Genomic DNA, 25,129 nt, shown 5'->3' on the forward strand with positions numbered 1-25,129 from the left:
GTCGGATAATATGGGCGTATTATCCGATTTTCTTTTTTTATCCGCTTTCTTTCTACATAATAATGTGTGTTTTTTAAGGTTAAACATTTGTTTATTTTACTTGTATTATTCTATATAGATTACATTGTTTTTCATTGTGTATTCGGCAGGCAAGATAGATAGAATTGACTTCATTACCTGATTTAAATCATCATTTAAAAAGAGCTTACCAAACATTTGTTCGTTCTCTATCGCAGCATCACACCGGATGTTTTGTCCGTAATAATCTTGCAGCCGTAACAAAACTTGCTTTAGGCTTTCTCCCTGCAAGGTCCATATCCCGTCAATCCAACTGATATAATCACGGGCATTTACTTTTTCTTTTCCTGATATACCTTCCTGATTAAGTTCTACTTTCTCGTTAGGTACCATCTTTATATGATGATTTTGTTGGTCTTTTACATTGACCGAACCTTCTACCAATACGACTGCGGCTTTTTCCTGATTTTTATAAGCCGATATGTTGAAGGATGTACCCAAAACGCGTACTTCAAATCCGGAAGTATTCACGATAAACGGTTTCGAAGTATCATGTGTTACGTTCAGATACACTTCTCCTTCCACATAAATTTCTCTGTATTTCCCTTCAAATGCACGGGGATAGATAACTTTACTCCCGGAATTGATCCATATTTTACTGTTATCGGCTAAGACAATCTGTGAACGCTTACCTTTCGGGACAATAATCTGATTGTATTCCTCTTTAATGTCATCTTCCACAAGTTTATTAGAGTTGACCTGCACCTGACCTGTTGCCGAATAGACGATCTGGGCATTATTGTCCAATTCTATCTGCTTTTGATCCGAAACCACCAGCGTAACTTCTTTTATATCCTGTGGAATTTCTGTTTGCAGACTTTGTGCTATTTTATTCAGATCATGTCTCTCTTCATCATTCAATAAAAGAAAACAGCCGGCTCCTATTAACAGGGCTACAGAAGCTGCAACTGCCGAATATTTCAGAATACTGAACAACCTTGCCGTCTTATTGCTCTTCAAGGCAAGACGGACCGGAGTGTTGTCGGCATTTATTTTTGCCTGCACTTTTGCCCATATATCCGGTTCACCCGTTTCTTCGGGGAGACATCGGTTCCAGAGAAAGTCGAGCTTATCATATTCGGCTTGTTCTTCCGGAGATTCAAATGATATCTTTTCCGGATGATCGCCATCCTTATTCAGGCGTGAAGCAAATGATTTAAACTTATTCTTTCTCATTATTTTAATAGGATTACATTAATAAAGACGCAGTTTACTTGAGAATGTCCTATTCGGATTCCATTTTTTTTTAGATTATTTTCTGATTTATTTTTTCAGACCATTTGAAATGATCTCTAATGCTTTGGCAACGTGGACGTTAATGGTCTTAACCGAGATATTCAGCATATCGGCTATTTCTTTATAGGGTAGGCGTTCTATCTTGGCAAGAGCGAAGACTACCTTGCATTTTGGAGGAAGTGTTTGAATGAGGCTATTGATTTGAGCTATCTCTTCCTTGCTGATCATCTCTTCATCGGGAGTTTGCAGATTTCCGATTATTTGAAAATCATCTATTTCTTCCCATGAGGCAATTTCACTTGAATTTTCCGCTTTTCTCAGATAGGAGATGGCTTTGTTATGAGTTAATGTGAGCAACCAAGCTTTTATATTCTTGATTTCATCTATTTCTTCCCGGTGTCTCCATACATCCAGAAAGACGTCGCTGACTACTTCTTCAGCGGTTTCTTTGCTTCGTACGAAACACTGTGCATAGTAGAACAAGTCTTTCGAATAGCTATTAACAAAATGACGGAAAGAAGCCTCTTCTCCTTTCTTTATCTTGCTGATATATTCTATGTTGTTGTTCATATATAGAGTAATGATTACCATATGTGCGCTGCAAAAATATAAAATATAAACTTCTTTTCTTAATATTTATTACATTGTTTCGCTTCTTAATTTAATAATATATGGTATTTAAAAGCTTGATCACTTTTACTTGCTGCTATTTGCAGGTTTTGTGTTAGCCATAAATGAAAGGCGGAACACTGTCAGGTGTCCCGCCTTTGGTATCTGTTTGTAGATTTATCGTAGTAAGATTACTCTGCTACCAACTCTATTACCCGGCTATTGGTTTGTGAAGTTGTAAATGCATTCAATCCTATTTTCATCAGATAGTCACCGGAGAAGATTTTTTCATTACCCGACAAATTGGATTTCCGACCCGGCATCAGATTAATTTCCTTCACCCGGTACATCTTTTGGGCATCAAGCCCCCGGAGCTTTATCGGTAGTAGTTTCTCGCCGAAACGCGGATGGATGTCGTAGGTAAAGAGGACGGCTTTCGAAGCATCGGGGGCAGTATACATCACTGCCATGTGGTTGCCATCATATGGAGATACGAGACGATATTGATCACCATCCAGAATGACAGGTTTCAAGCGTTTATAATTGGCTACTGCTTCCTGGCAATAAGTAAGTTCATCTGCTTTCATGTCTTTCAGTCCGATGTCGAAACCGAGTTTACACATACTGGCAACATCGGTGCGGAATTTCACACTTGTTCTGCTGTTCCAGCTTGTTACGTGTGCACACATCGCTTTGGCCGGGAAGAACTGTGAGAAGCCCCACTGAATGAATAAGCGTTCTACCGGATCGGTATTATCCGAACACCAAAATTCGGTGAAGTACTTCAGTGCTTCATAATCACAACGTGCACCTCCACCGGAGCAAAGCATCATGGGCGCATTAGGATATTTCTCTTTTACCCGTTTCAATACATTATATATACCGCGCACGTGGTCGATGTAGAGCTGTCCTTGTTTATCTTTCAGGTAAGGCGAATAAATATTAGTAATCGGACTGTTGCAATCCCATTTAAAGAAGGCTACATCGGGATTCTCTGTCATAATCTTATCTACGACACCAAACACGAAGTCTTGTACTTTAGGATTGCTCAGGTCAAGTACCAACTGATTACGGAAATAATAAGTTTCCCGGTTCGGGTAATGGATAGCCCATTCCGGATGTGTTTCGAACAGGTCACTCTTGGGATTCACCATCTCCGGTTCAATCCAGATACCGAATTTGACACCGGCTTCTTTCGCTTTCTCTACTAATGCAGGGATTCCTCCGGGAAGCTTACTTTTCATCGCTTCCCAATCGCCCAGGCCGGCATGGTCATCGTTGCGCGGATGTTTGTTGCCAAACCATCCGTCGTCGAGCAGGAACATATCTACGCCCAGGTGTTTGGCCTCTTTCATCAGTTTGCCCAGTAATTCTTCATCAAAGGTGAAGTAAGTATTTTCCCAATTATTAAGCAGAGTCATTCGGTCTCCCTTGCCGTCTTTCAGTTGGTAGTTGCGTGCCCAATTGTGCAGGTTACGGCTGGCTTCACCCGTACCGTTGTTACTCAACGTAAAGATAAACTCCGGGGTGGTAAATGTTTCGTTTGCTTTCAATTGATAGTCCGAGGCGTATGGATTGATAGCAGGGATGATTCGTAAGTTGCCTTCATTGTCCACTTCGAAAGTAAACTGGTAGTTGCCTGTCCATCCGATGGTGCCCAATACTACTTGTCCCTGATGCTCCTGAGCGGGCTGTTCCAGTCCGAGTTCAAAAAAAGGTTGCATGTGCATGGCAGCACGGCTACCCAACTTCGTATCGAGAATCTTTTTGCCGGGTTGCAATTGCTGTGTACTCATCTGCACCTCTTTAGCCCAGTCACTGCTGAATTCGGTGAGATAATATTTTTGGTTTGAGAAGTAAAGCATTGTCGAAGCATAACGCCATAACACGACCGGCTTCTTTTGTTGATGCTTGATCTCGCTCCATGTTTTGATGACATTTTGTTTAGGATAGGCTACATAGTGCAGTGTGACGTCCACCGGATATTGGTCATCTTTCATCCGGATGATGGTTTCTGTTCCACCTTCCACTGCTTTCTGTTCCGAAGATACATAACGCAGGATCGTGCTGAGATTGCCATCGTTGTTCGTAATGGCTACAGCCGGTTCGAAATAATCTTCTCCACCCGAACCCGGATAGACTTCCCATCCTCGTGAGGAGCCGGAAAGGTTTTTCAGGTCTTGTTCGTTCAGTAGTCTGTCACCCAGATAAGATTGATACAGACGTCCGTCCGGAGCAACTTCCAGGATAAGGTCCGTCCGATCTGTCGAGATGCGAATCTGTCTGGACTCTTGTGCATTGACATGAATACAAGCTACAAGAATCAGTAATGTTGCAAGTAATTTTTTCATGGTATTGTTGTTGATGTTATGAAATATGCATTGTGTGTGCAAAGTAAGATAAACTTCATTATATTCACAAATGAAACGGGAAGAAACAAATGGATGTTTATGGTTCAGAGCTCTGTTTCTTAAGCGTTCTCCGGCAGATAGTGGCTTTTAAAAGAGCTTCCGGGGTAGTGGGAATATCATTCCGGTACTTTGTTGTTACATAAATAAAAATATGTAATTTTGAGGATCTTAAAATAAAACAGGATGAAAACAGGTATGAAGCTAATTCAGGGAGCTTTGTTTGTGCTTCTTTTTTTGTTTGCCGCCTGCACACCCCACAGGCGCCCGATTCCCGACGAAATGATAGGAGAACACAGAATTCACCGGGCGGACGGATTCATGACACAGGATTATCGTTTGTCAATTATCCCAGTCAACGATTCGGTGTATGATATAAAGTTGTGGGAGAGGAAGAGTTCTTCAGAATCTCCGGAAAAGGTATATTACGATGGATTGCGTTTCCATTATCGGGATACGGTGCATATCTTCACAAAGCGCGTCACGAGTGGTACCGAAACTTATCGGGTGAATAGACGTCGGGTGACCCGTGATAAGAATCCTCGTATCTGGTATACTCTAAAATTAAATAGTACCGGGTTTGTGATGTCCGACTCATTGGTGGAGCGAAAAGGGGCTTCCGATGAACAACACCGAAAATTACTTTATAAACGTTATGGCAGACTGACTTTCCGCGAAGGTAAAATCATTTTCCTGAATAGCCGTTGTCCGGCATTCTATGTGAAGAAGGAAGAGAAATAAAGTGCATAGTGCCTGTATTCGTTTTTTAGAGGCGGGAGATCAGCAAAAGTCGAAAATATTTGGTTATCTCGTTTAGATTCAATACTTTTAGGCTTTCGTTAAACCTCTAAATATTGTACGTCTATGGATAGCATTCTTTTTTGGCTTGTTCCGTTTGCCTCTGTTCTGGCTCTCTGTTTTGCGCTCTATTTTCATAAACAAATGATGAAGGAGAGCGAAGGTACTCCACAAATGATTAAGATTGCCGCTGCCGTGCGTCGGGGCGCTATGTCTTATCTGAAACAACAGTATAAAATCGTTGGCTGGGTATTTCTCGGACTGGTGATTCTGTTTTCTGTAATGGCTTATGGTTTTCAGGTGCAGAATGCCTGGGTACCGATAGCTTTCCTGACCGGAGGTTTCTTTTCCGGTCTTTCCGGCTTTTTGGGAATGAAAACAGCTACTTACGCATCGGCGCGTACGGCTAATGCTGCTCGCACGTCATTGAATGCCGGATTGCGAATAGCCTTCCGAAGCGGAGCTGTGATGGGACTGGTAGTGGTCGGCCTGGGACTGCTCGATATCTCTTTTTGGTATCTGTTGCTCAATTGGGCGATACCTGCCGATGTGCTGACACCCACTCATAAACTCTGTATCATCACTACTACAATGCTGACTTTTGGTATGGGCGCCAGCACGCAGGCGCTTTTTGCCCGTGTGGGAGGTGGCATTTATACAAAGGCTGCCGATGTGGGAGCCGATCTTGTGGGGAAAGTTGAGGCCGGTATTCCCGAGGACGATCCGCGTAACCCTGCCACCATTGCTGATAATGTAGGTGATAATGTGGGTGACGTGGCAGGAATGGGTGCCGATTTATACGAGTCATATTGCGGTTCCATTTTGGCAACGGCTGCTTTGGGTGCGGCCGCCTTTATTCATACGGGCGATACGGTTATGCAGTTTAAAGCTGTAATAGCTCCGATGTTGATTGCCGCTATCGGCATCATTCTTTCTATAATCGGTATTTTTTCAGTACGTACCAAAGAGAATGCTACCATGAAAGATCTGCTTGGTTCGCTGGCTTGGGGGACAAACCTGAGTTCGGCTTTGATTGTAGCAGCCACTTTTTTTATCTTGTGGTTATTACAATTGGACAATTGGATGTGGATTTCTTGTGCGGTAGTTGTAGGATTGGTTGTGGGTATTGTTATCGGCCGTTCGACGGAATATTATACTTCCCAATCTTACCGGCCTACTCAGAAATTGAGTGAAAGTGGCAAAACGGGTCCTGCCACAGTCATCATTTCGGGTATAGGACTCGGCATGTTGTCCACAGCTATTCCTGTGGTGGCGGTGGTAATCGGTATTATTGCTTCCTATCTGTTGGCTTCCGGTTTTGATTTCAATAATGTGGGAATGGGACTTTACGGCATCGGTATTGCTGCTGTCGGTATGCTTTCTACATTGGGCATTACGCTTGCTACGGATGCTTATGGTCCGATAGCCGACAATGCCGGTGGCAATGCGGAGATGTCCTCTTTGGGTAAAGAGGTGCGTAAACGCACCGATGCGCTCGATTCGTTGGGAAATACAACGGCAGCTACCGGAAAAGGTTTTGCCATTGGCTCGGCTGCTCTTACGGGGCTGGCATTGCTGGCTTCTTATATTGAGGAGATCCGCATTGGGTTGACTCGTCTTGGTAATTTGGAACTTACTTTTCCAAATGGAGACACGATCAGTACGGCCAATGCTACCTTTGTGGATTTTATGAACTATTATGAGGTAAATTTGATGAATCCGAAGGTACTTTCCGGTATGTTTCTCGGTTCGATGATGGCATTCCTGTTCTGTGGTCTGACTATGAATGCAGTCGGACGTGCTGCCGGACATATGGTAGATGAAGTACGTCGCCAGTTCCGTGAAATGAAAGGTATCCTGACCGGGGAAACCGAACCGGACTACGAACGTTGCGTTGCTATTTCTACAAAAGGAGCACAGCGGGAAATGGTAGTGCCTTCTCTGATTGCCATCATTGCTCCAATCCTTACCGGACTGATATTTGGTGTTCCCGGTGTATTGGGACTGTTGATTGGCGGACTGAGTAGTGGTTTTGTACTTGCTATCTTCATGGCCAATGCCGGTGGAGCATGGGACAATGCGAAGAAGTATGTGGAAGAAGGCAATTTTGGAGGTAAAGGTAGCGAGGTGCACAAGGCTACTGTGGTAGGTGATACGGTAGGGGATCCATTTAAAGATACGTCCGGCCCGAGCCTGAATATCCTGATTAAACTGATGAGCATGGTTGCTATTGTTATGGCAGGATTAACTGTTGCCTGGAGCCTGTTCTGAGAAGGGACATCATTCACCACAGAGTAACATGGAGTTTCATCGAACGAGCTTAATCTATTGATAGCTGGCGATATTCATCCGTGTGGATCTGTGGCGAATATGAGTTCTGATTCAATGCAAAACGGCTGATGGCATAACGGATGCTTGCTTTCTTTTTCATCTTTTGTTCATTTCCGTTTAATTGATTACATTTGCCGTGTTAAATAAAAGAAGCGATGCTCTTACCCTGGTTAAACGAAGAACTGATAGAAGCCGGTTGTGATGAAGCCGGACGCGGTTGTCTGGCAGGTGCGGTTTATGCTGCTGCCGTTATCTTACCGAAAGATTTTGAGAATGAATTGTTGAATGACTCCAAGCAGTTGTCGGAGAAGCAGCGATATGCTTTGCGCGAAGTGATTGAGCGGGATGCGGTTGCCTGGGCCGTCGGCATTGTTTCGCCCGAAGAGATTGATAAGATAAACATCCTGAATGCGTCGTTTCTCGCCATGCACCGGGCGGTAGACCGGCTGAAAACCCGTCCTCAGCATCTGCTGATCGATGGAAACCGTTTCAAGAAGTACCCTGACATACCTCATACTACTGTTATAAAGGGAGATGGCAAATATCTTTCGATAGCTGCTGCTTCTATCCTTGCCAAAACTTATCGTGATGACTACATGAACAAACTGCATCAGGAATTCCCATGTTATGACTGGGAGCATAACAAAGGTTATCCTACGAAAAAGCACCGTGCGGCTATTGCCGGGCACGGTACTACTCCGTATCATCGCATGACTTTCAATCTGTTGGGCGACGGACAGTTGGAATTGTTCTCAAAATAAACTTTCCTTAAAACCACTTTATCTTCCTGAAGATCACAAAGGAGAGGGCAGACAAGAATACGGATACCAGGATGATCAACAGGAAGGCATGAGGCATCTCCTCAAGATGTATGTCTACGTTCATGCCATAGAAACTGGCTATTAACGTGGGGATCATCAATGTAATGGAAAGACTTGTCATACGTTTCATGATCGCATTCACATTATTGGAGATGATGGATGCAAAGGCGTCCATGGTTCCGGTGAGAATGTCACTGTAGATGTTGACCGTATTGAATGCCTGCTTCAGTTCAATGATCACGTCCTCCACTAACTCTTCATCCAGATAATCGGTATCCTGGAAGATGGTTTTCAACTTGCCGATCATCACTTCATTGCCACGAATGGAAGTATTAAAATAGACCAGTGTCTTCTGTAACTTCATCAATCGCAGCAGGTCCTCGTTTCGGATGCTTCGCTCCAGTTCCTTCTCGGCAGCGGTGATGTCTATATTTATCTGTTTCAGATACTTCAGGAACCAGACAGCCGAAGAGTAGATCAGTCGGAAAATCAAGTCGAGCTTATTGCGTACTTCGATGCCTTTCCGGCGGGTATGTTCGATGAAATCGGGAATCATATCCGTCTGATGGTAGCACACAGAAACAATGATTTCATTGTTGGTGATGATGCCGATGGGTACGGTGGTATAAGGGATACTGCTTTGAGCGTTCTGGACCGGTATACGCAGTATGGTCAGCAACCAGTTGCCTTCCGTTTCCGTACGCGGACGTTCGTCGGTATCGGCAATGTCATTTAAAAAAGATTCAGGAACTTTCAGGGTTTCGGTCAGGAATTTGAAATCACTGCTGTCCGGGCATACTACATTGACCCAGCTGTTAGGAAGCCATTGTGCTTTTTCCACAAAGCCGGCCTCACAATAAAGATATGTTCTCATCTTATTGCCTCCTTTCGTTTGTTAATGTCCGAGCAGAGGCATTACCGCAGAATGACTCTGTTCGTGTTAGTTAATACTGTTGTACGTTCGCGGGTTTGAATCGTCCATATTCTGTTTTATTTTTAAAGCAGCGCAAAAATAAGGAAATCATTTCAAATCTGCGGCATTTTTTCTTCCTTTTTGTCCGGCGGGGAGATTGCTTAACATAGATTAAACGTGTTCGTAATTAACTTTTTTGTACCTTTGCACCCGAAAAATAGAACGACAATTTAATTTTAGAATATTATGAGTAAGAAAGCCCTTTTAATGATTCTTGATGGTTGGGGATTAGGCGACCACGGGAAAGATGACGTAATCTTCAACACTGCTACTCCTTACTGGGATTATCTGATGGAGACCTATCCTCACTCTCAGTTACAGGCCAGCGGTGAAAACGTAGGTTTGCCCGACGGACAGATGGGTAACTCGGAAGTGGGTCACCTCAATATCGGCGCAGGACGCGTAGTTTATCAGGATTTGGTGAAAATCAACCTCTCTTGTCGTGACAACAGCATCCTGAAGAACCCGGAGATCGTTTCAGCTTTCTCTTACGCAAAAGAAAACGGAAAGAATGTTCATTTTATGGGACTGACTTCGGATGGTGGCGTACATAGCTCTCTGGACCATCTGTTCAAACTTTGCGATATTGCTAAAGAATATAATATTGAGAACACTTTCGTTCATTGCTTTATGGATGGACGTGACACAGACCCGAAGAGCGGTAAAGGCTTTATCGAACAACTGGAAGCGCATTGCGCCAAGTCTGCCGGTAAAGTGGCTTCCATCATTGGCCGTTATTATGCTATGGACCGTGACAAACGCTGGGAACGTGTGAAAGAAGCGTATGACCTGCTGGTAAACGGCATTGGTAAGAAAGCTACCGACATGGTGCAGGCTATGCAGGAATCTTATGATGAAGGGGTAACAGACGAGTTTATCAAACCGATTGTGAATGCCGGTGTAGACGGTACTATCAGAGAAGGTGACGTGGTGATCTTCTTCAACTACCGTAACGACCGTGCCAAAGAGCTGACTGTAGTTTTGACCCAACAGGATATGCCGGAAGCAGGCATGCACACAATACCGGGATTGCAGTACTACTGTATGACTCCGTACGATGCTTCGTTCAAGGGTGTGCATATCTTGTTCGATAAGGAAAACGTGGCTAATACGTTGGGCGAGTATCTGGCTGCTAACGGAAAGAAACAGCTTCATATTGCCGAAACAGAGAAATATGCTCACGTAACATTCTTCTTTAACGGTGGTCGTGAAACTCCGTATGATAACGAAGACCGCATCCTGGTTCCGTCTCCGAAAGTTGCAACTTACGATTTGAAACCGGAGATGAGTGCCTATGAAGTGAAAGATAAACTGGTGGCTGCCATCAACGAGAATAAATATGACTTTATCGTGGTGAACTATGCCAATGGTGATATGGTAGGTCATACCGGTATTTACGAAGCTATCGAGAAAGCGGTAGTTGCCGTAGACGCGTGTGTGAAAGATACCATTGAAGCAGCCAAAGCTCAAGGTTACGAAGCTATCATCATTGCCGATCATGGTAACGCTGACCATGCTTTGAATGAAGACGGTACCCCGAATACGGCTCACTCTTTGAATCCTGTACCTTGTGTATACGTGACAGAGAATAAAGAAGCGAAAGTGGCAGACGGACGTTTGGCAGATGTGGCGCCTACCATCCTGCATATTTTGGATATGGTTCAACCGGCTGAGATGACAGGTTGCAATTTGATTAAATAATTAATAGCTTTTTACTACAATAGCTATCAGCATAAAATGAAGTGTTTTCGGGAGGCTTATACCTCTTGAAGACACTTCTTTTTTATCTAAATGCTTGTTGCTTCATATTTAATGAGTTATCTTTGCTAACCTTACACAAAATATAAAGATGAAACAGCTTATATTGTCAGGGATGTTCGTTGTATGTGGATTGTCCGTATCCCTTGCTTCTGAAAAGTGGGCTGTGGATAGCATAAACTGGCATCGTGCAGAGCAGAAAATGCAAGAGAAGGATTTTCAGGATGCAGCACTGACATATAAGGAATTGATTACGAAAGGAGATTCTTTGTTTGTGGATTATGCCGGCCGGCATGTTGAGGATATGCGTGAACAATATTCCATCGACGAGTTGGATTTACAAAACGGAATGCAGCAGAAGAAAATATGGAAATTGGTGTTTATCACCATTCTATGTCTGGTCGTTTTGTTATTCGTAGGACTTCTCTATTTGAGGAGAGCGGAGAGAAAACTTCTATTTTCCAGAGAAGAGTTGCAAAAGGCAAAAAGGCTGGCCGAAGAGTCTGTCCGTAATAAGAGCGTATTTCTTTCCAATATGAGCCATGAGATAAAAACTCCCTTAAATGCGTTGGCAGGTTTCTCTGAAATTTTGATTACTCCGGGAATTGACGATGAAGTTCGTGCGCAGTGTAATGATGTGATTAGGTTAAACTCCGATTTATTGTTGCATTTGGTAAATGACGTAGTCGATGTTTCGTGTCTGGATGTGGCAAATATGAGATTCTCCGTGGCTCCGCATGAGGTGGTGGCTTTATGCCGGAATGTGGTGGAGATGCTGAGAAATATCAAACAGACTTCTGCGGAGATGATTTTTGAGACAGAATTGTCTGCTTTGGAAATGGAAACTGATCCGTGCAGGCTCCAGCAAGTATTGATCAACCTACTGGTCAATGCCACAAAATTTACGAAGGAGGGATATATCACATTGACACTGCGGATAAATGAAGTCGGGGTACCTGAGTTTATGCTAACGGATACCGGGTGTGGAATTCCCCTTGAAAATCAAGAGGCTGTATTCGGTCGGTTCGAAAAACTCAATGAAGGCATCCAGGGTACAGGGCTGGGGCTGTCTATCTGTAAGCTGATCATTAATCGTATGGGAGGAGACATCCGGGTTGACTCCACTTATAGCAAAGGGGCCCGTTTTATTTTTACTCACCCTTTGAAACAGGAGGAAAACCGATGAAGAGACTGGTTGTTCTATTGTTTGGTTTGGTCGGTGCCGCCTTGTTTATGTCGGCTGCCAATTCGGGTTATCGTGTACTGCGTGACAGTATCTTTCATGTCTATCGGTCGATGCCTGCCGACACCACTCGGACCGTTTTTGCGAAAGAGGCTGCAATGGGACACGTTAAAGAAAGCTGGGCGTTGGAGTTACTGGATTCGGCATTGGTGTTTGCCCGGGAGATAAAAGATGTGGAGGGTGAGTTGGAACTCCAATACGGGATTTTTCGTTACTATACGTTCAGGATGGACGGTGAGAATATGGAAAAGACGTGTGCCACCCTGAGGGAAGCGTGTTATCGTTATAAGAAATATGACAACTATTTTCTGGCTTTGCATTATGTGCTCCAGTTGAAGGGATCGGAGGGGGACACGGAGTATGCCATTCTTGAATCGAGAAAGATGCGTGAAGAAGCTGTGCGTTTGCATGCCGACCGTGGAGTGTTTTTGTCATATATCACGGAGGGAAAGTCGTATGTTTTCGCGCGAAATACGGAAAAAGCAATCGAACAGTATCTGAAGGCACTTGAGATTGAAGGAACGACTTTCGGGGACAAACTCATGGTACATGGATATCTGGCGAGTTCCTATTACCTGAAAGATAAATATAAGGAGGCTCTTGGAGAATTGAAAGCACAACGGCAATTGATTGACGGAGTAATTAAGAAAAAGCCGTCTATGCTTGGAGTGTACAGATCTACTCTGTTGACCATCGAGTTGATGTATTGCAAGATTTATCTGGGCATGGTCGACGCAGATCCTTTGTGGATACATCTCAATGAAGCTGCCAAATTTTATGATGATGACTGTTTTTCGGCTACAGCAGTCAATTATCACTTTTCTTGGGCGGGATATTATTATTTAAGACAGGACTGGGAACGATGTTTTCCTGAATTTGAACGTACATTGGCTGCTTTTAAGGGTACTCAGCCTATGTATGAGATCGAGATTCGGAGAATAATGGGAGATGCCTATGTGGATGCCGGCCGATATGAAGAGGCTGCCCGGACTTATAAAACAGCGGCTGTGATGTGCGATTCTGTAAATAAAGCTACTTTGCGGATGAATGAAGAGACGGTGGAGGCCAACTATCGTATCCGGAAAGCTTTGCTTGACAAAGAATTGGGAGAGAAGCGCTTTTTGCAAGTGGCGGTAGTAGGATTGTCTCTGTTTGTTGTTTTGTTGGTGTGGGGAGTGATACGCTTGATCCGGATTCGGGGAGAGTTGGTGAAATCTCAGAAGGAAATGGCGGAATCGTATGCCGTGGTCGTAGCAACCGATAAGATGAAAGAGGTTTTTTTGCGGAACATTACAGATGAAATACGGATTCCTCTGGATACTGTGGTGGAATTGTCTGACCGCCTGTGCCGGGAGACGAATTTGAAACAGGAAAAACAGCAGGAGTATTCTGCAACAATCAAGAAGTGTGCTTCAAAACTGATTGGCCTGATATTCAATGTGCTGGACCTTGCCCGATTAGAATCGGGAATGATGAAGTTTGTGGTAGAGGAGTATGATGTGGTTCAGTTATGTACCGATGCCAGGCTGATGGTGGAGATGCAAACCGAAAATAGAACGAAAGTTGATTTCCACACGGAACCGGATATGCTACTGATCGATGTGGATACCAACCGGTTTATGAAAATGCTTGCTTCTGTGCTAAAATATCCCGAAGAAAGTGAGGGGCTTTTCAGGGTGAAATTCATCTTGTCCTGCCCAAGCGAGGATTATTTGCAAATTAAAGTTGTAAACAGCCCCATTTTTATGACTGCCGAAAGTGAAAAGGAGTTTGATGTTTTGCATACCATCAATCGGCTGTACTTAGAAACTTTCCAAGGTAGCTATCAGTTACTCGAAGAGAGTGGTGAGCGGATGATTATCATTACATATCCTGTGTCATGATTGCAGATGATTCGTATCCGGCATGAGAAAGCGTAATTGTTTTTGTCTTTTAGGATACGTTTTATCTTCTTGTTATGCAAATTCCCGGCGAAAACGATCTGTCGAACCATATATTTCTGTAACTTTGTCTTTAATAAACGTAGTGATAATAGATGATCTGTTATGCAATTAGCCACTATAAGATTATAAATTTTATCGCTAATTATTTGTTTGTCAATATTCTAATTTACATGATAATCTATCAAACTCAGGTGGCTTTACTATCAGATCTGAATATCTCTTTAAGAGTATGAAAAACTTGAGAGATTCCTTCTATTTACACTTAGGTAACTTGTATAATATAAACCGATAATTATGATTCAAATAGACAACGTTGTTGTGAGCCTGGATGTGCTTCGCGAGAAGTTTGTGTGCAACTTGGAGGCCTGTAAAGGTGAGTGTTGCATTGAAGGTGATGCTGGGGCTCCGGTAGAACTGGAAGAGGTGGAGAAATTGGAAGAGGTGCTTCCGGTTGTTTGGGATGAACTGTCGCCCGAAGCTCGTGCGGTAATAGATAAGCAAGGCGTGGTATATACCGATCGGGATGGTGATCTGGTGACCTCCATTGTGAATGGCAAAGACTGTGTATTTACTTGTTACGATGAAAAGGGGTATTGTTATTGCGCCATCGAGAAAGCATATCGGGGAGGAAAAACAGACTTTTATAAACCGGTGTCTTGCCATCTGTATCCTATACGGGTAGGCAATTACGGACCTTATCAGGCAGTGAATTACCATCGTTGGGATGTATGTAAGGCTGCTGTATTGTTGGGTAAAAAGGAGAATGTCCCGGTCTATCGCTTCCTGAAGGAGCCGTTGATTCGTAAATTCGGTAAGGAGTGGTATGATGAACTGGAGATTGCGGTAAAAGAATTGCAGGATAGAGGGATGATATGAACAGACAGGTAAAGAAAACACTTAAGATCAGCGGCATCACGTTGGGAACAGTTCTTTTGGTGCTGCTTGTTGCCATTGCTTTTGTGATTAATTTCATCGTAACTCCGAAGAAGCTGACTCCGGTGGTGCTGGATGCTGCCAATCAGACTCTGAATGCACACCTGGATATGGAGAGCGTAGAGTTGACTTTCTTTTCAACTTTCCCACAGTTCGGATTGAAGGTGAAGAACGGTAGTTTGGTGTCTAAAGCCTTGAATGATAGTAGCTGGTGCAAAACCGATTCGTTACTGTCTTTCAAGGAATGTGTGCTGACCGTCAACCCGATAGCATATTTGACGGAAAATCGCATTGTTGTTCACAATCTTTCGTTGGAAGAGGTAGCTGTATATGCCTACCGGAATAAAACCGGGAAAGCCAATTGGGAGGTAACCCGTGCGTCGGTCGATACGATACCGGCCGATACTGCATCGACCGATTTTAATAGTGAGATTGATATCCGGAATATAGAACTCAAACATGCCAATCTTGTTTTCGATGATCGGAATACGGATATTTACTCACGCATCGATGATGCCAATCTGAAGTTGAGGCTTTCGCTGACAAAGGGTATTTCTACTTTAGGGTTGAAATTTGACAACAAGAATATTCTTTTCTGGCAGCAGGGAGAACTGTTGGTCAATAAGATAGCTACTTCTTTACGGACAGATATTATGGTGGACAGGCAGACCGCCGTCTGGAAACTGAAGGATACGGAACTCGATGTGAATGGTATCCGGCTGGATGTAAACGGAGCTTTCCGGCGGGATACCGTGGCGAAGACAATCGGTATGGATCTGGAATATGGTTTGCATGCCCCTTCGATGGAGACGGTGTTGCGGATGATTCCGAAATCGTATGTGAAGGACAGTAAAGTCTCGGCTAAAGGTGAAGTTACCGTTAGCGGTAGGGTGAGGGGTGTGTATGGTGACAAAAAGTTGCCTGCCGTTTCACTCAAGATCGGTATCAAAGAGGCTTCGGCACAATATAAGGGTTTACCATACGGTATTGATGAGGTAACGGCAGATTTTGATGCGTATGTCGACTTGATGCGTCATCAGCCTTCGTATCTAAACCTGAAAATATTCCATTTTAAAGGGGCACATACTGAAGTTTTGGCCGATGCGAAGGTAGACGATTTGCTGGATGATCCGTTGATTACTTTCCATACCAAGTCGACTGTCGACCTGGATGCACTGGCTAAAACCTTTCCATTGCAGGAAAGCGTGACAATCACGGGAAAACTGGATGCGGATATGGGGATGAAGTGCCGCCTTTCTGCTTTGAAGAAGCAGGATATCGGGCGCATGAAGTTGGGAGGCAAACTTGAATTGAAAGATTTTGAATTGAAGGATACTGCCAAGGATTTCGATTTTCTAGGTAATGCTACTTTCCGTTTCCGTGATAACGAAACCTTGCAGGCGCAGATGGATGTCCGTAAACTGGTGTTGAGAAGCCGTTTTCTCTCTTCTGACATCGAACGGTTGGTTGCCAATGTTTCTTCGACTAATCCGCAGGATACCAACCGCATTGTCTCTTTGCAGTGCGATATGGAGGTCAGTAAGCTCCGTGCTTCGATGGGCGATTCTATAAAGTTATACAGTGCCCGTGCAAAAGCACAAGCTGCACTGGGGCCTCAGGAGGTGGATGTAACGAAGCCGGCGATTGATTTTTCACTTCGTGCCGATTCGCTTTTCTTCAGTGCGGCAGGAACTCGCATGGCTATGAATGTGGCGGGCATCAAGATGAAGGCTGATAAGCTGAATGACTCCCTGTGGATGCCTAAAGGGATTGTTGGGTTCAATCGCTTACGCTTCCGTACGCCGGAATTCGGCTTGCCTATTCGCATGTCAAAAACAGCGGTGACAGTGGATGGCCCGAAGATTACTTTAAAGAATGCTTCTGTCCGTATCGGACGCTCCAATATGACGGCTACAGGCGATATGATGGGTGTTTACAGGGCAATGACGAAAGGAGAGAAGTTGACGGCACATTTGTCTCTTACGTCTGATCTGATCGATTGTAATCAGTTGATTAATTCTCTTTCTTTCCCCGAGGATACTACGGAAGTGCTTACCGACAGCGTACCTTCGGAGATGAAATTGTTTGTAATTCCCCGAAATATAGATTTTGAATTACAAACAGATCTGAAGAAGGTCATTTTTGAGAAAATGCTGTTTGAGAATGTACATGGAGCGGTAGATATTAAGAATCAGGCCATACATCTGGAAGATCTTTCAATGCGTGCCCTCGATGCCGATATGAAGGCTGTGATGGTCTATAAGGCCGGTAGTCCCCGCGGCGGATATGCCGGTTTTGATTTTAAGATCCGAAACATCAATATTGCGAAGCTGGTCGACTTTGTTCCTGCACTCGATACGATAGTGCCTATGCTTCGTTCTTTCAAGGGCCGGGTTATGTTTGATGTTGCTGCCGATGCCCGTTTGGATTCGGCAATGAATATCCGTATCCCCACTTTGCGTTCGGCCATTCACATCAAAGGAGACAGTCTGGTTCTGATGGATGGTGAAACCTTTGCTGAGATCTCAAAGATGTTGATGTTTAAGAATAAAAAAGAGAATGTATTCGATAGTATCTCTGTCAATGTGACGGTACACGACGGTAATGTGACCGTCTATCCTTTCCTGGTAGAGATAGACCGTTATAAAGCTGCTGTTGGAGGTGAGCAAGGATTAGATATGAACTTTAACTATCACATCTCCATCTTGAAGTCTCCGTTGCCGTTTAAAGCGGGAGTGAATATTTCGGGCAATCTGGACAAAATGAAGTTCCGTATAGGTAAGGCCAAATATAAGGATGCGGTTACCCCTGCTGCGGTACATCGGGTGGATAGTACCCGCATGAATATGGGCAATGAGATTGTTAATCGTTTCCGACGAGTAGTATTGGGACGACAACCTCGATAAGCCTGGGAGGAATTCAAAGAAAAGCGCCGGTCCGAAGGATTTTCCTTCAGCGCCGGCGCTTCTTCGTTGTAAGATGTGAGGTTGGTGTTTATATTACGAATTATGCATCGATATTTGCATACGTTGCATTCTCTTCAATGAACTCGCGGCGTGGACCTACGTCTTCACCCATCAACATGGAGAAGATATAGTCGGCTTCTGCTGCGTTGTCGATATTAACCTGTTTCAGCATACGGTTTTCCGGATCCATAGTCGTTTCCCACAACTGCTGGGCATTCATCTCACCCAAACCTTTGTAGCGCTGTGTATGGATTGCATTTTCCGAACCGCCACCATAAGTGTCGATAAACTTCTGGCGTTGCGCATCTGTCCAGCAATACTCTTCTATTTTTCCCTTTTTGCAAAGGTAGAGCGGGGGAGTGGCAATGTACAGATAGCCATTCTGGATGATCTGTGGCATATAGCGGAAGAAGAAAGTCATGATCAGTGTGTCGATGTGTGATCCATCGACGTCGGCATCGGTCATGATAATGATTTTATGATAGCGCAACTTATCGATATTGGCAGCTTTGCTGTCTTCTTCCGTTCCGATAGTGACACCCAGTGCCGTGTATATATTGCGTATTTCTTCGCTTTCAAGCGCTTTGTGATACATGGCTTTCTCTACGTTCAGAATCTTACCGCGTAGTGGAAGAATAGCCTGAAATGCACGGTTACGGCCTTGCTTAGCTGTACCGCCGGCAGAGTCTCCCTCGACGAGGAACAACTCACACTTCTGTGGATCTTTGTCCGAGCAGTCGGCCAGTTTACCCGGAAGACCGCCACCTGACATAGGAGATTTACGCTGTACCATCTCACGCGCTTTGCGGGCGGCGTGGCGTGCAGTAGCAGCCAAAATCACTTTGTCTACAATTGCTTTAGCCTCTTTCGGGTGTTCTTCCAGATAATAGTTTAGTACTTCGCCTACCGCCTGATCGACAGCACCCATTACTTCGTTGTTTCCCAACTTAGTTTTAGTCTGTCCTTCAAATTGGGGTTCAGCTACTTTTACAGAGATCACAGCTGTCAGACCTTCACGGAAGTCATCGCCGGAGATTTCTACTTTAACTTTCTCCAGCATTTTGCTGTCTTCTGCATATTTCTTCAGTGTACGGGTCAGGGCGCGGCGGAAACCTGCCAGATGCGTACCACCTTCTATAGTATTAATGTTATTGACGTACGAATGGATATTTTCTGAAAATCCGGTATTGTACATGATAGCCACCTCGATGGGGATGTTTTGTTTCTCTGTGTTTAGATAAATCACATCGTTAATCAAGTGTTCGCGTGACGATTCGATGAAGCGTACAAATTCTCTTAAACCCTCTTCCGAATAGAAAGTTTCGTGTTTGAAACTGCCGTCCTCATTCACTACGCGACGATCTGTCAGCGAGATGCGCAGACCGGCATTCAGATAAGCCAATTCGCGTAAACGTGAAGCCAGAATCTTATAATCATAAATGGTTTCGGTAAAGATACTGTCATCGGGCCAGAATTGCTGTTTGGTTCCTGTGTGGTCCGCTATTCCTACTTCTTTAACGGGATAAAGCGGTTTACCGATTTCATATTCCTGCTGATAGATTTTACCGTTGCGGAATACCTGGGTAGTCATGTGTGTAGACAATGCATTCACACAGGACATACCTACACCGTGAAGACCTCCGGATACTTTGTACGAACCTTTATCGAACTTACCTCCGGCATGCAGTACGGTCATGGCAACTTCGAGGGCAGATTTCTGCTCTTTTTCGTGGAAATCTACCGGAATACCACGTCCATTATCCTGTACGGTGATAGAGTTGTCTTCGTTGATAGTTACTTCGATATGGTCGCAATAACCGGCCAATGCTTCGTCGATAGAGTTGTCGACAATTTCATATACCAAGTGATGAAGTCCCTTTACGCTGATGTCACCAATGTACATCGCAGGGCGTTTTCTAACTGCTTCAAGTCCTTCCAATACTTGGATACTATCTGCTGAATAAGACCCGTTATTGGTGGGATTCTGTTCTTCGCTCATAATTTGATTCCTAATTATAATAACAGAGCAAATATAGTGAAAATATCTGAGTTAGAGAAGAATGAAGAGTGAAAAAAGAAGAATTAAAAATAAACCCGACCGGGTAATTGAAAGCATAAAAAGCCGAACTGAAAAGTCCGGCTTCTAATATTATATAGAGTCTGTTATATATCTTATTTCTTAAGCAAGCTTGTTGATGTAAATGGCCAACTTAGATTTCAGATTGTTAGCTTTATTCTTATGAATAACGTTTGTCTTAGCTAACTTGTCTACCATCTTAACGATGCCCGGATACATAGCAGTTGCTTCTGCTTTGTCAGTAGTTGAACGAAGTTTTCTAACAGCATTTCTCATGGTTTTACCATAATATCTGTTACGAAGTCTTCTTGTTTCTTCTTGTCTGATTCTCTTGATTGATGATTTATGATTTGCCATCTCGACTAATCTGTTTTAATTCGTTTATTTTTTTAATTGTAGCCCGTGGGGGAATCGAACCCCCCTTTCAAGAATGAAAATCTTGCGTCCTAACCGATAGACGAACGGGCCATCATGTTTTGAGCATTTCTGCTCTTTTTGTTTCACTTTGCTTTCGTTCTGTATCGTTGTTTCCCGATTGCGAGTGCAAAGGTAGGGCTTTTTTTGAAACTACCAAACTATTCGCGGAAAAATTTTCTGATTATTTTTGATGGTTTTTCGTTTTTATTTAGGTTATGTGTTGATAATCAATTTATTATTTACTATTTTATTTTCTGGCGAAAGAATGATTTTTTTTTGAGATAGTAGTATTCGATTGTCTATTTCCTCTTTTTTTGTAGCTTTGTTACCGGAAAGAAAAGTTAGAGCTATGTTGCAAAAAACGGTTGGAATCGTTCTTCATGTATTAAAGTATAACGATACATCGAATATCGTAGAGATGTATACTGAGTTGTCAGGGCGTGCGTCCTTTTTGGTCACCGTGCCTCGTTCTAAGAAGGCTACTGTCAAATCGGTGTTGTTTCAACCATTGGCTTTAATCGAATTTGAGGCGGATTACAGACCGAATACTTCACTTTTTAGAATTAAGGAGGCCAAATCTTTCAGTCCCTTTACTTCTATTCCCTATGATCCTTTTAAATCGGCTATCGCTCTTTTTCTCGCTGAATTTCTTTATCGTGCCATTCGTGAGGAGGCTGAGAACCGTCCGTTGTTTGCCTATTTACAACATTCTATATTATGGTTGGATACCTGTAAGATTAGTTTTGCTAATTTCCATCTGGTATTTCTGATGCGTCTTTCACGCTTTTTGGGGCTGTACCCCAACCTGGACGATTATCATGCGGGTGACTATTTTGATATGTTGAATGCCACTTTTACGTCCGTTCGTCCTCAACTGCATTCTTCTTATATACAGCCCGATGAAGCCGGACGGTTGTTGCAGTTGATGCGTATGAATTATGAAACCATGCATCTTTTTGGAATGAACCGTACGGAAAGAGCCCGTTGTCTGGCTATTATTAATGAATATTATCGGCTGCATCTTCCCGATTTTCCTATACTGAAGTCACTGGATGTATTGAAGGAACTGTTTGATTAGTGCTTCATGCATATTGGAGGGATATATATTATAGACAAGCCATAAACAAAATACCCCGGATGCGAGTCTGACTTGCATCCGGGGGTAGAAAGTATTTCTGTTTTGAGACTTATCCCAATAACTCTTTTACTTTAGCTGAGATCGCGCGTCCTTCGGCCAATCCTGCCAGTTTTTTAGAAGCGACTCCCATTACTTTTCCCATGTCTTTGCCGCTGGTAGCACCTACTTCAGCAATAATTTCTTTCAGTGCGGCTTCCAATTCTTCGGCACTCATCTGCTTAGGCAGATAAGTTTCCATAACTTGCACCTGAGCCAATTCTGCATCAGCTAAGTCCTGACGACCTTGTCCTATATATATTTCTGCGGCATCCTTACCTTGTTTTACCAGTTTTTGCACGATTTTCAGTGCATCTGCATCTGTAAGGGTGTCATTAGCTCCCGGAGCTGTTTTAGCTTCCAAAAAGAACTTTTTTACATTTCTGAGAGTTTCGAGAGCTACTTTATCTTTCGCTTTCATTGCGTTTTTAATGTCTTCGCTGACTCTTTCGAATAAATCCATGATGTTATTATGATTTAACGATTTACGGTTTACAATTGGTAAATCCGGGTTAATGATTCGATATTTTACTTTAATTAAAATGTGATAACTCCACTGTCATCTATAGCCTCTTCTGTTGCTATCTCTTCTTCCAGTGCGGCTTTTGCTTTGATTTTACCCAAAGTTGTTTTGTCGCGTAAGTAAGTAGGAGAGTCCTCTACCATGGCGATGATGTCATCGTTATCCAGGTCTTCTGCATTGAAGAGATAGATATGCCGGCGTTTACGCAGATTGCGTGTTCCGATTCCACTGGCACTTTCACCGTATGCTTTGCGGATGCGCTCTTTGTTCTTCTCCTTCTCTTCTTCCAGTTGCAACTGTCGCTCTTCTTCTTCCTGACTGCGTTTTTCGTGCAGGTCGTCCATGCCCGGTACGTCTTCTACACCGAAACCGGTAGCCAATACGGTGATCTTTACTTTCGTATCCAGTGAGTTGTCCATAGCTACACCCCAGATCACTTCCACACCTTCGCGGAATTTGCTCATGAACTCGTGTACTTCGTTCATTTCTTCCATCATCAATTCGGAAGCAGGACAGAAGGAGACGTTCAGCATTACCTTCTTGGCGTTGAAAATATCATTATTATTGAGCAGAGGTGAATGCAGTGCATCGTCTATTGCTTTGGTCACACGGTTTTCTCCTTCGCCGAATCCGGTACTCATGATGGCTACACCGCCGTCCTTGAGAATCGTTTTCACATCTGCAAAGTCCAGGTTGACCGTACCTCGCATGGTGATAATTTCGGCTATGCTCTTGGCTGCGATTGATAGCGTATCATCTGCCTTGCCGAATGCATTCATAAAAGTCAGGTCGGAGTAGATTTCACGCAGGCGTTCGTTGTTGATTACCAGCAAAGCATCTACATGTTGTGCGATGCGTTCTACACCGTCCAGAGCCTGAATAATTTTCTTTTCGCCTTCAAAAATGAAAGGGATGGTAACGATTCCGACAGTCAGGATGTCCATCTCTTTAGCGATACGGGCGATGACGGGAGCGGCTCCGGTTCCGGTTCCTCCACCCATTCCGGCAGTGATAAACACCATTTTGGTACCATCGTTCAGCAGAGTTTTGATGTCTTCGATGCTCTCTTCGGCAGCATCACGTGCACGCTCCGGACGGTTTCCGGCACCGAGTCCTTGTGTGATGGAACGTCCCAGTTGCAGTTTGACCGGTACGGGAGACTCAGCCAATGCTTGGTTGTCGGTATTGCAGAGAACGAATGTTACGTCGTGTATGCCTTCCCGGTACATGTGGTTGACGGCGTTACCTCCACCACCTCCTACACCAATCACTTTGATGATTTTCGGTGAATCTGTAGGGAAATCGAATTGTACTATCTCGTCCATATTATATTGTATTATGAATTATCACTTTATTTCATATCTTCGTCAGAGAAAATTTCATTAGAAAGTTTGTCGAAAGTCGATTTAAACCAGTTAGGTTTATTTCTTCTCTCTTCTTCCCTTCTTTTCTTCTCTTCCAGCTTGCGTTGCTTTTCTTCTTCTTTCCGCTTTTTCTCTTCTTCTTCTTTCTTCTTCTTGGCAGCGCGGGCAGCGGCTTCCTGTTCCTTCAGACTTTCGTCTTCTTCAAACATGTTCACCGGTTCGGGCTGGGGCTGAGGTTGTATATGCGGCTGTGGAGCGGGTGTTTCCAATAAACAACAGTTTTCGTTGCCTGCAATAAGCAGTCCGAATAAGGTGTTTTGTGTACCGTCTTTCTTCACAACGTCTTCGTCTGCATGGATGGTATTGCGTACGAAACGTGCGTTTCTCACCTTCTCTATTTTACTCCGTTTGCGTAGAACCTCGTCCAGGTCTTTCAGGTTGGCGGCCCCTCCGGTGATGATGAGTCCGGCCAGAAGTTTGTCGTCATATCCCGAAAGTTGAATCTGATTCCATACGTTCGCGATAATCTCTTCGGTACGTGCCTCGATGATATTATTCAGTTTACCTAACTCTATCGTTCTATTTCCGTCTTCCAATTGGCAAGTAGCAGGTTCTTCGCCTTCTTCCTCTTCGTAGAAAGCATTGCCATATCTGATTTTCAGGCGTTCGGCCTCTTCTTCTTCCATCTGAAGAGAGACGAGGTCATGGGTAATACTGTTTCCTCCTAGCGGCAGCACAGTGAGGAAGCGGAGGATATTATTCTTATAAATGGAAATGGTAGATGTGTCGGCACCAAAGTCGATCAGTGCGCAGCCGGAGCGTCTTTCACTTTCCGTCAGTACTGCATCGGCAGTAACCAGAGGTGAGATCAATAGGTCTGCTATTTCTATTTTAGCCTGTTCGAAGCAGCGTTCCAGATTTTTCTTGAGCGAAGCACGTGCTACAATATTCAGAAAACGCCCTTCAATGTGGCTTCCGGCTACACCGACAGGGTCGGCTTGAAGATTGTTTCCTATTTTGTATTCTTGTGGAGCAACGTCCAGTATATCCATATCGATCAGTGGTATCTCGAGGTTCTCATCACAGATTGAGTCGACCAGTTCCTGAGAAATAATAGTTTCTTCTTCAAGATCGCGACTTACCACATTGCGCACCGTACGGAGCGATTGTCCGCCGATACCCACATAGATCTTGGCAATTGAGTTATTGAGAGCCCCCTCCAGTTTATTGATGATTGAAGTCAGGCTTTGTGCCGTTTTATCCAGATTATAGATCACTCCTTTCCGGATGAAAGAAGACGAATCCTCCCTGGCATAAGCTAATACCTGTATACTTCCATCACTATTCTTCTTTCCGGCTATACCGGCTATCTTCGATGAACCCAGTTCAATAGCGGCGATAAAATCTGTTGTTGCCATATAAAATCCTATTTTATTCCCTTTCGTATTATAGACTTATCTCTTTAACACAAAGGTAC

18 protein-coding genes and 1 tRNA gene are annotated in these 25,129 nt (G+C 43.8%); 9 read left to right on the forward strand and 10 right to left on the reverse strand.

Features of this window, described 5'->3' with window-relative positions; genetic code table 11:
- Window positions 1-105 precede the first annotated feature (105 nt).
- The 3 genes from BSHG_RS16130 to BSHG_RS16120 form a co-directional block, all read right to left on the reverse strand.
- Window positions 106-1,254 (reverse strand): FecR family protein, encoded by a 1,149-nt coding sequence (locus BSHG_RS16130; RefSeq protein ID WP_008658010.1) that lies wholly within the window; start codon window positions 1,252-1,254, stop codon window positions 106-108.
- Between the two features lie 87 nt (window positions 1,255-1,341).
- Window positions 1,342-1,884, reverse strand: coding sequence for an RNA polymerase sigma-70 factor (locus BSHG_RS16125; protein ID WP_005796768.1), 543 nt, complete (start codon window positions 1,882-1,884; stop codon window positions 1,342-1,344).
- Window positions 1,885-2,114: 230 nt separating this feature from the next.
- Window positions 2,115-4,274, reverse strand: a complete 2,160-nt coding sequence (locus BSHG_RS16120; RefSeq protein ID WP_008658011.1) for an alpha-galactosidase — start codon at window positions 4,272-4,274, stop codon at window positions 2,115-2,117.
- A 243-nt stretch (window positions 4,275-4,517) separates the two neighbouring features.
- Here BSHG_RS16120 and BSHG_RS16115 point away from each other — a divergent pair, with 243 nt between their 5' ends.
- The 3 genes from BSHG_RS16115 (at window position 4,518) to BSHG_RS16105 (ending at window position 8,221) form a co-directional block, all read left to right on the forward strand.
- Window positions 4,518-5,072 carry a hypothetical protein gene (locus tag BSHG_RS16115; RefSeq protein WP_005796764.1) on the forward strand — a complete coding sequence of 185 codons (555 nt, stop codon included), beginning with the start codon at window positions 4,518-4,520 and terminating at the stop codon, window positions 5,070-5,072.
- Between the two features lie 123 nt (window positions 5,073-5,195).
- On the forward strand, window positions 5,196-7,400 hold the full coding sequence (locus tag BSHG_RS16110; protein WP_005796762.1) for a sodium-translocating pyrophosphatase: 2,205 nt from the start codon (window positions 5,196-5,198) through the stop codon (window positions 7,398-7,400).
- A 215-nt stretch (window positions 7,401-7,615) separates the two neighbouring features.
- The gene (locus BSHG_RS16105) at window positions 7,616-8,221 is read left to right on the forward strand and encodes a ribonuclease HII (RefSeq protein WP_005783970.1); all 606 of its coding nucleotides are present in this window, start codon (window positions 7,616-7,618) and stop codon (window positions 8,219-8,221) included.
- A gap of 7 nt (window positions 8,222-8,228) precedes the next feature.
- Here the strand turns inward: BSHG_RS16105 and BSHG_RS16100 are convergent, their stop codons facing one another.
- Window positions 8,229-9,155 (reverse strand): magnesium transporter CorA family protein, encoded by a 927-nt coding sequence (locus tag BSHG_RS16100; protein WP_005783972.1) that lies wholly within the window; start codon window positions 9,153-9,155, stop codon window positions 8,229-8,231.
- A gap of 285 nt (window positions 9,156-9,440) precedes the next feature.
- On the opposite strand from BSHG_RS16100, the gene gpmI reads away from it, so the two are divergent.
- The 5 genes from gpmI (at window position 9,441) to BSHG_RS16075 (ending at window position 18,037) form a co-directional block, all read left to right on the forward strand.
- Entirely contained in the window at window positions 9,441-10,955 is a 1,515-nt protein-coding gene (gene gpmI / locus BSHG_RS16095; protein ID WP_008658023.1) for a 2,3-bisphosphoglycerate-independent phosphoglycerate mutase, read from the forward strand.
- Window positions 10,956-11,103: 148 nt separating this feature from the next.
- Entirely contained in the window at window positions 11,104-12,198 is a 1,095-nt protein-coding gene (locus BSHG_RS16090) for a sensor histidine kinase (RefSeq protein WP_008658026.1), read from the forward strand.
- Window positions 12,195-14,138, forward strand: coding sequence for a histidine kinase dimerization/phospho-acceptor domain-containing protein (locus BSHG_RS16085; RefSeq protein ID WP_008658029.1), 1,944 nt, complete (start codon window positions 12,195-12,197; stop codon window positions 14,136-14,138). The genes BSHG_RS16090 and BSHG_RS16085 overlap by 4 nt, the downstream gene beginning before the upstream one ends.
- 354 nt (window positions 14,139-14,492) lie before the next feature.
- Window positions 14,493-15,074, forward strand: a complete 582-nt coding sequence (locus tag BSHG_RS16080; RefSeq protein ID WP_008658034.1) for a DUF3109 family protein — start codon at window positions 14,493-14,495, stop codon at window positions 15,072-15,074.
- Window positions 15,071-18,037 (forward strand): AsmA family protein, encoded by a 2,967-nt coding sequence (locus tag BSHG_RS16075; protein WP_008658035.1) that lies wholly within the window; start codon window positions 15,071-15,073, stop codon window positions 18,035-18,037. Before BSHG_RS16080 ends, BSHG_RS16075 begins: the two co-directional genes overlap by 4 nt.
- A gap of 100 nt (window positions 18,038-18,137) precedes the next feature.
- Here BSHG_RS16075 and gyrB read toward each other — a convergent pair whose 3' ends face one another.
- From gyrB to BSHG_RS16060, 3 genes are all read right to left on the reverse strand, one after another.
- Window positions 18,138-20,096, reverse strand: a complete 1,959-nt coding sequence (gene gyrB / locus BSHG_RS16070) for a DNA topoisomerase (ATP-hydrolyzing) subunit B (protein ID WP_005783987.1) — start codon at window positions 20,094-20,096, stop codon at window positions 18,138-18,140.
- Window positions 20,097-20,276: 180 nt separating this feature from the next.
- Window positions 20,277-20,531: a 30S ribosomal protein S20 gene (gene rpsT, locus BSHG_RS16065; RefSeq protein ID WP_005783989.1), complete on the reverse strand. Its 255-nt coding sequence runs from the start codon at window positions 20,529-20,531 to the stop codon at window positions 20,277-20,279.
- 39 nt (window positions 20,532-20,570) lie between these two features.
- Window positions 20,571-20,642: transfer RNA gene (locus tag BSHG_RS16060), tRNA-Glu, on the reverse strand.
- A gap of 298 nt (window positions 20,643-20,940) precedes the next feature.
- On the opposite strand from BSHG_RS16060, the gene recO reads away from it, so the two are divergent.
- Window positions 20,941-21,669: a DNA repair protein RecO gene (gene recO, locus BSHG_RS16055; protein WP_005783992.1), complete on the forward strand. Its 729-nt coding sequence runs from the start codon at window positions 20,941-20,943 to the stop codon at window positions 21,667-21,669.
- Window positions 21,670-21,778: 109 nt separating this feature from the next.
- On the opposite strand, the gene BSHG_RS16050 is transcribed toward recO, so the two are convergent.
- The 3 genes from BSHG_RS16050 to ftsA form a co-directional block, all read right to left on the reverse strand.
- Entirely contained in the window at window positions 21,779-22,228 is a 450-nt protein-coding gene (locus tag BSHG_RS16050; RefSeq protein WP_005783995.1) for a GatB/YqeY domain-containing protein, read from the reverse strand.
- Window positions 22,229-22,302: 74 nt separating this feature from the next.
- Window positions 22,303-23,613: a cell division protein FtsZ gene (gene ftsZ, locus BSHG_RS16045; protein WP_005783997.1), complete on the reverse strand. Its 1,311-nt coding sequence runs from the start codon at window positions 23,611-23,613 to the stop codon at window positions 22,303-22,305.
- A 26-nt stretch (window positions 23,614-23,639) separates the two neighbouring features.
- Window positions 23,640-25,070 (reverse strand): cell division protein FtsA, encoded by a 1,431-nt coding sequence (gene ftsA / locus BSHG_RS16040; RefSeq protein ID WP_005783999.1) that lies wholly within the window; start codon window positions 25,068-25,070, stop codon window positions 23,640-23,642.
- Between the last annotated feature and the right edge of the window lie 59 nt (window positions 25,071-25,129).

It is taken from the genome of Bacteroides sp. 3_2_5, assembly GCF_000159855.2.
Taxonomy (GTDB): Bacteria; Bacteroidota; Bacteroidia; order Bacteroidales; family Bacteroidaceae; genus Bacteroides; species Bacteroides fragilis.

Bases quoted from the DNA above. Each gene is read 5' to 3' on its own strand.
- BSHG_RS16110 (WP_005796762.1), top strand. From the start codon at position 5,196: ATGGATAGCATTCTTTTTTGGCTTGTTCCGTTTGCCTCTGTTCTGGCT.
- BSHG_RS16120 (WP_008658011.1), bottom strand. From the start codon at position 4,274: ATGAAAAAATTACTTGCAACATTACTGATTCTTGTAGCTTGTATTCAT.
- gpmI (WP_008658023.1), top strand. From the start codon at position 9,441: ATGAGTAAGAAAGCCCTTTTAATGATTCTTGATGGTTGGGGATTAGGC.
- BSHG_RS16080 (WP_008658034.1), top strand. From the start codon at position 14,493: ATGATTCAAATAGACAACGTTGTTGTGAGCCTGGATGTGCTTCGCGAG.
- gyrB (WP_005783987.1), bottom strand. From the start codon at position 20,096: ATGAGCGAAGAACAGAATCCCACCAATAACGGGTCTTATTCAGCAGAT.
- recO (WP_005783992.1), top strand. From the start codon at position 20,941: ATGTTGCAAAAAACGGTTGGAATCGTTCTTCATGTATTAAAGTATAAC.
- BSHG_RS16090 (WP_008658026.1), top strand. From the start codon at position 11,104: ATGAAACAGCTTATATTGTCAGGGATGTTCGTTGTATGTGGATTGTCC.
- BSHG_RS16100 (WP_005783972.1), bottom strand. From the start codon at position 9,155: ATGAGAACATATCTTTATTGTGAGGCCGGCTTTGTGGAAAAAGCACAA.
- BSHG_RS16125 (WP_005796768.1), bottom strand. From the start codon at position 1,884: ATGAACAACAACATAGAATATATCAGCAAGATAAAGAAAGGAGAAGAG.
- BSHG_RS16130 (WP_008658010.1), bottom strand. From the start codon at position 1,254: ATGAGAAAGAATAAGTTTAAATCATTTGCTTCACGCCTGAATAAGGAT.
- ftsZ (WP_005783997.1), bottom strand. From the start codon at position 23,613: ATGGACGAGATAGTACAATTCGATTTCCCTACAGATTCACCGAAAATC.
- ftsA (WP_005783999.1), bottom strand. From the start codon at position 25,070: ATGGCAACAACAGATTTTATCGCCGCTATTGAACTGGGTTCATCGAAG.
- BSHG_RS16085 (WP_008658029.1), top strand. From the start codon at position 12,195: ATGAAGAGACTGGTTGTTCTATTGTTTGGTTTGGTCGGTGCCGCCTTG.
- BSHG_RS16075 (WP_008658035.1), top strand. From the start codon at position 15,071: ATGAACAGACAGGTAAAGAAAACACTTAAGATCAGCGGCATCACGTTG.
- BSHG_RS16050 (WP_005783995.1), bottom strand. From the start codon at position 22,228: ATGGATTTATTCGAAAGAGTCAGCGAAGACATTAAAAACGCAATGAAA.
- BSHG_RS16115 (WP_005796764.1), top strand. From the start codon at position 4,518: ATGAAAACAGGTATGAAGCTAATTCAGGGAGCTTTGTTTGTGCTTCTT.
- rpsT (WP_005783989.1), bottom strand. From the start codon at position 20,531: ATGGCAAATCATAAATCATCAATCAAGAGAATCAGACAAGAAGAAACA.
- BSHG_RS16105 (WP_005783970.1), top strand. From the start codon at position 7,616: ATGCTCTTACCCTGGTTAAACGAAGAACTGATAGAAGCCGGTTGTGAT.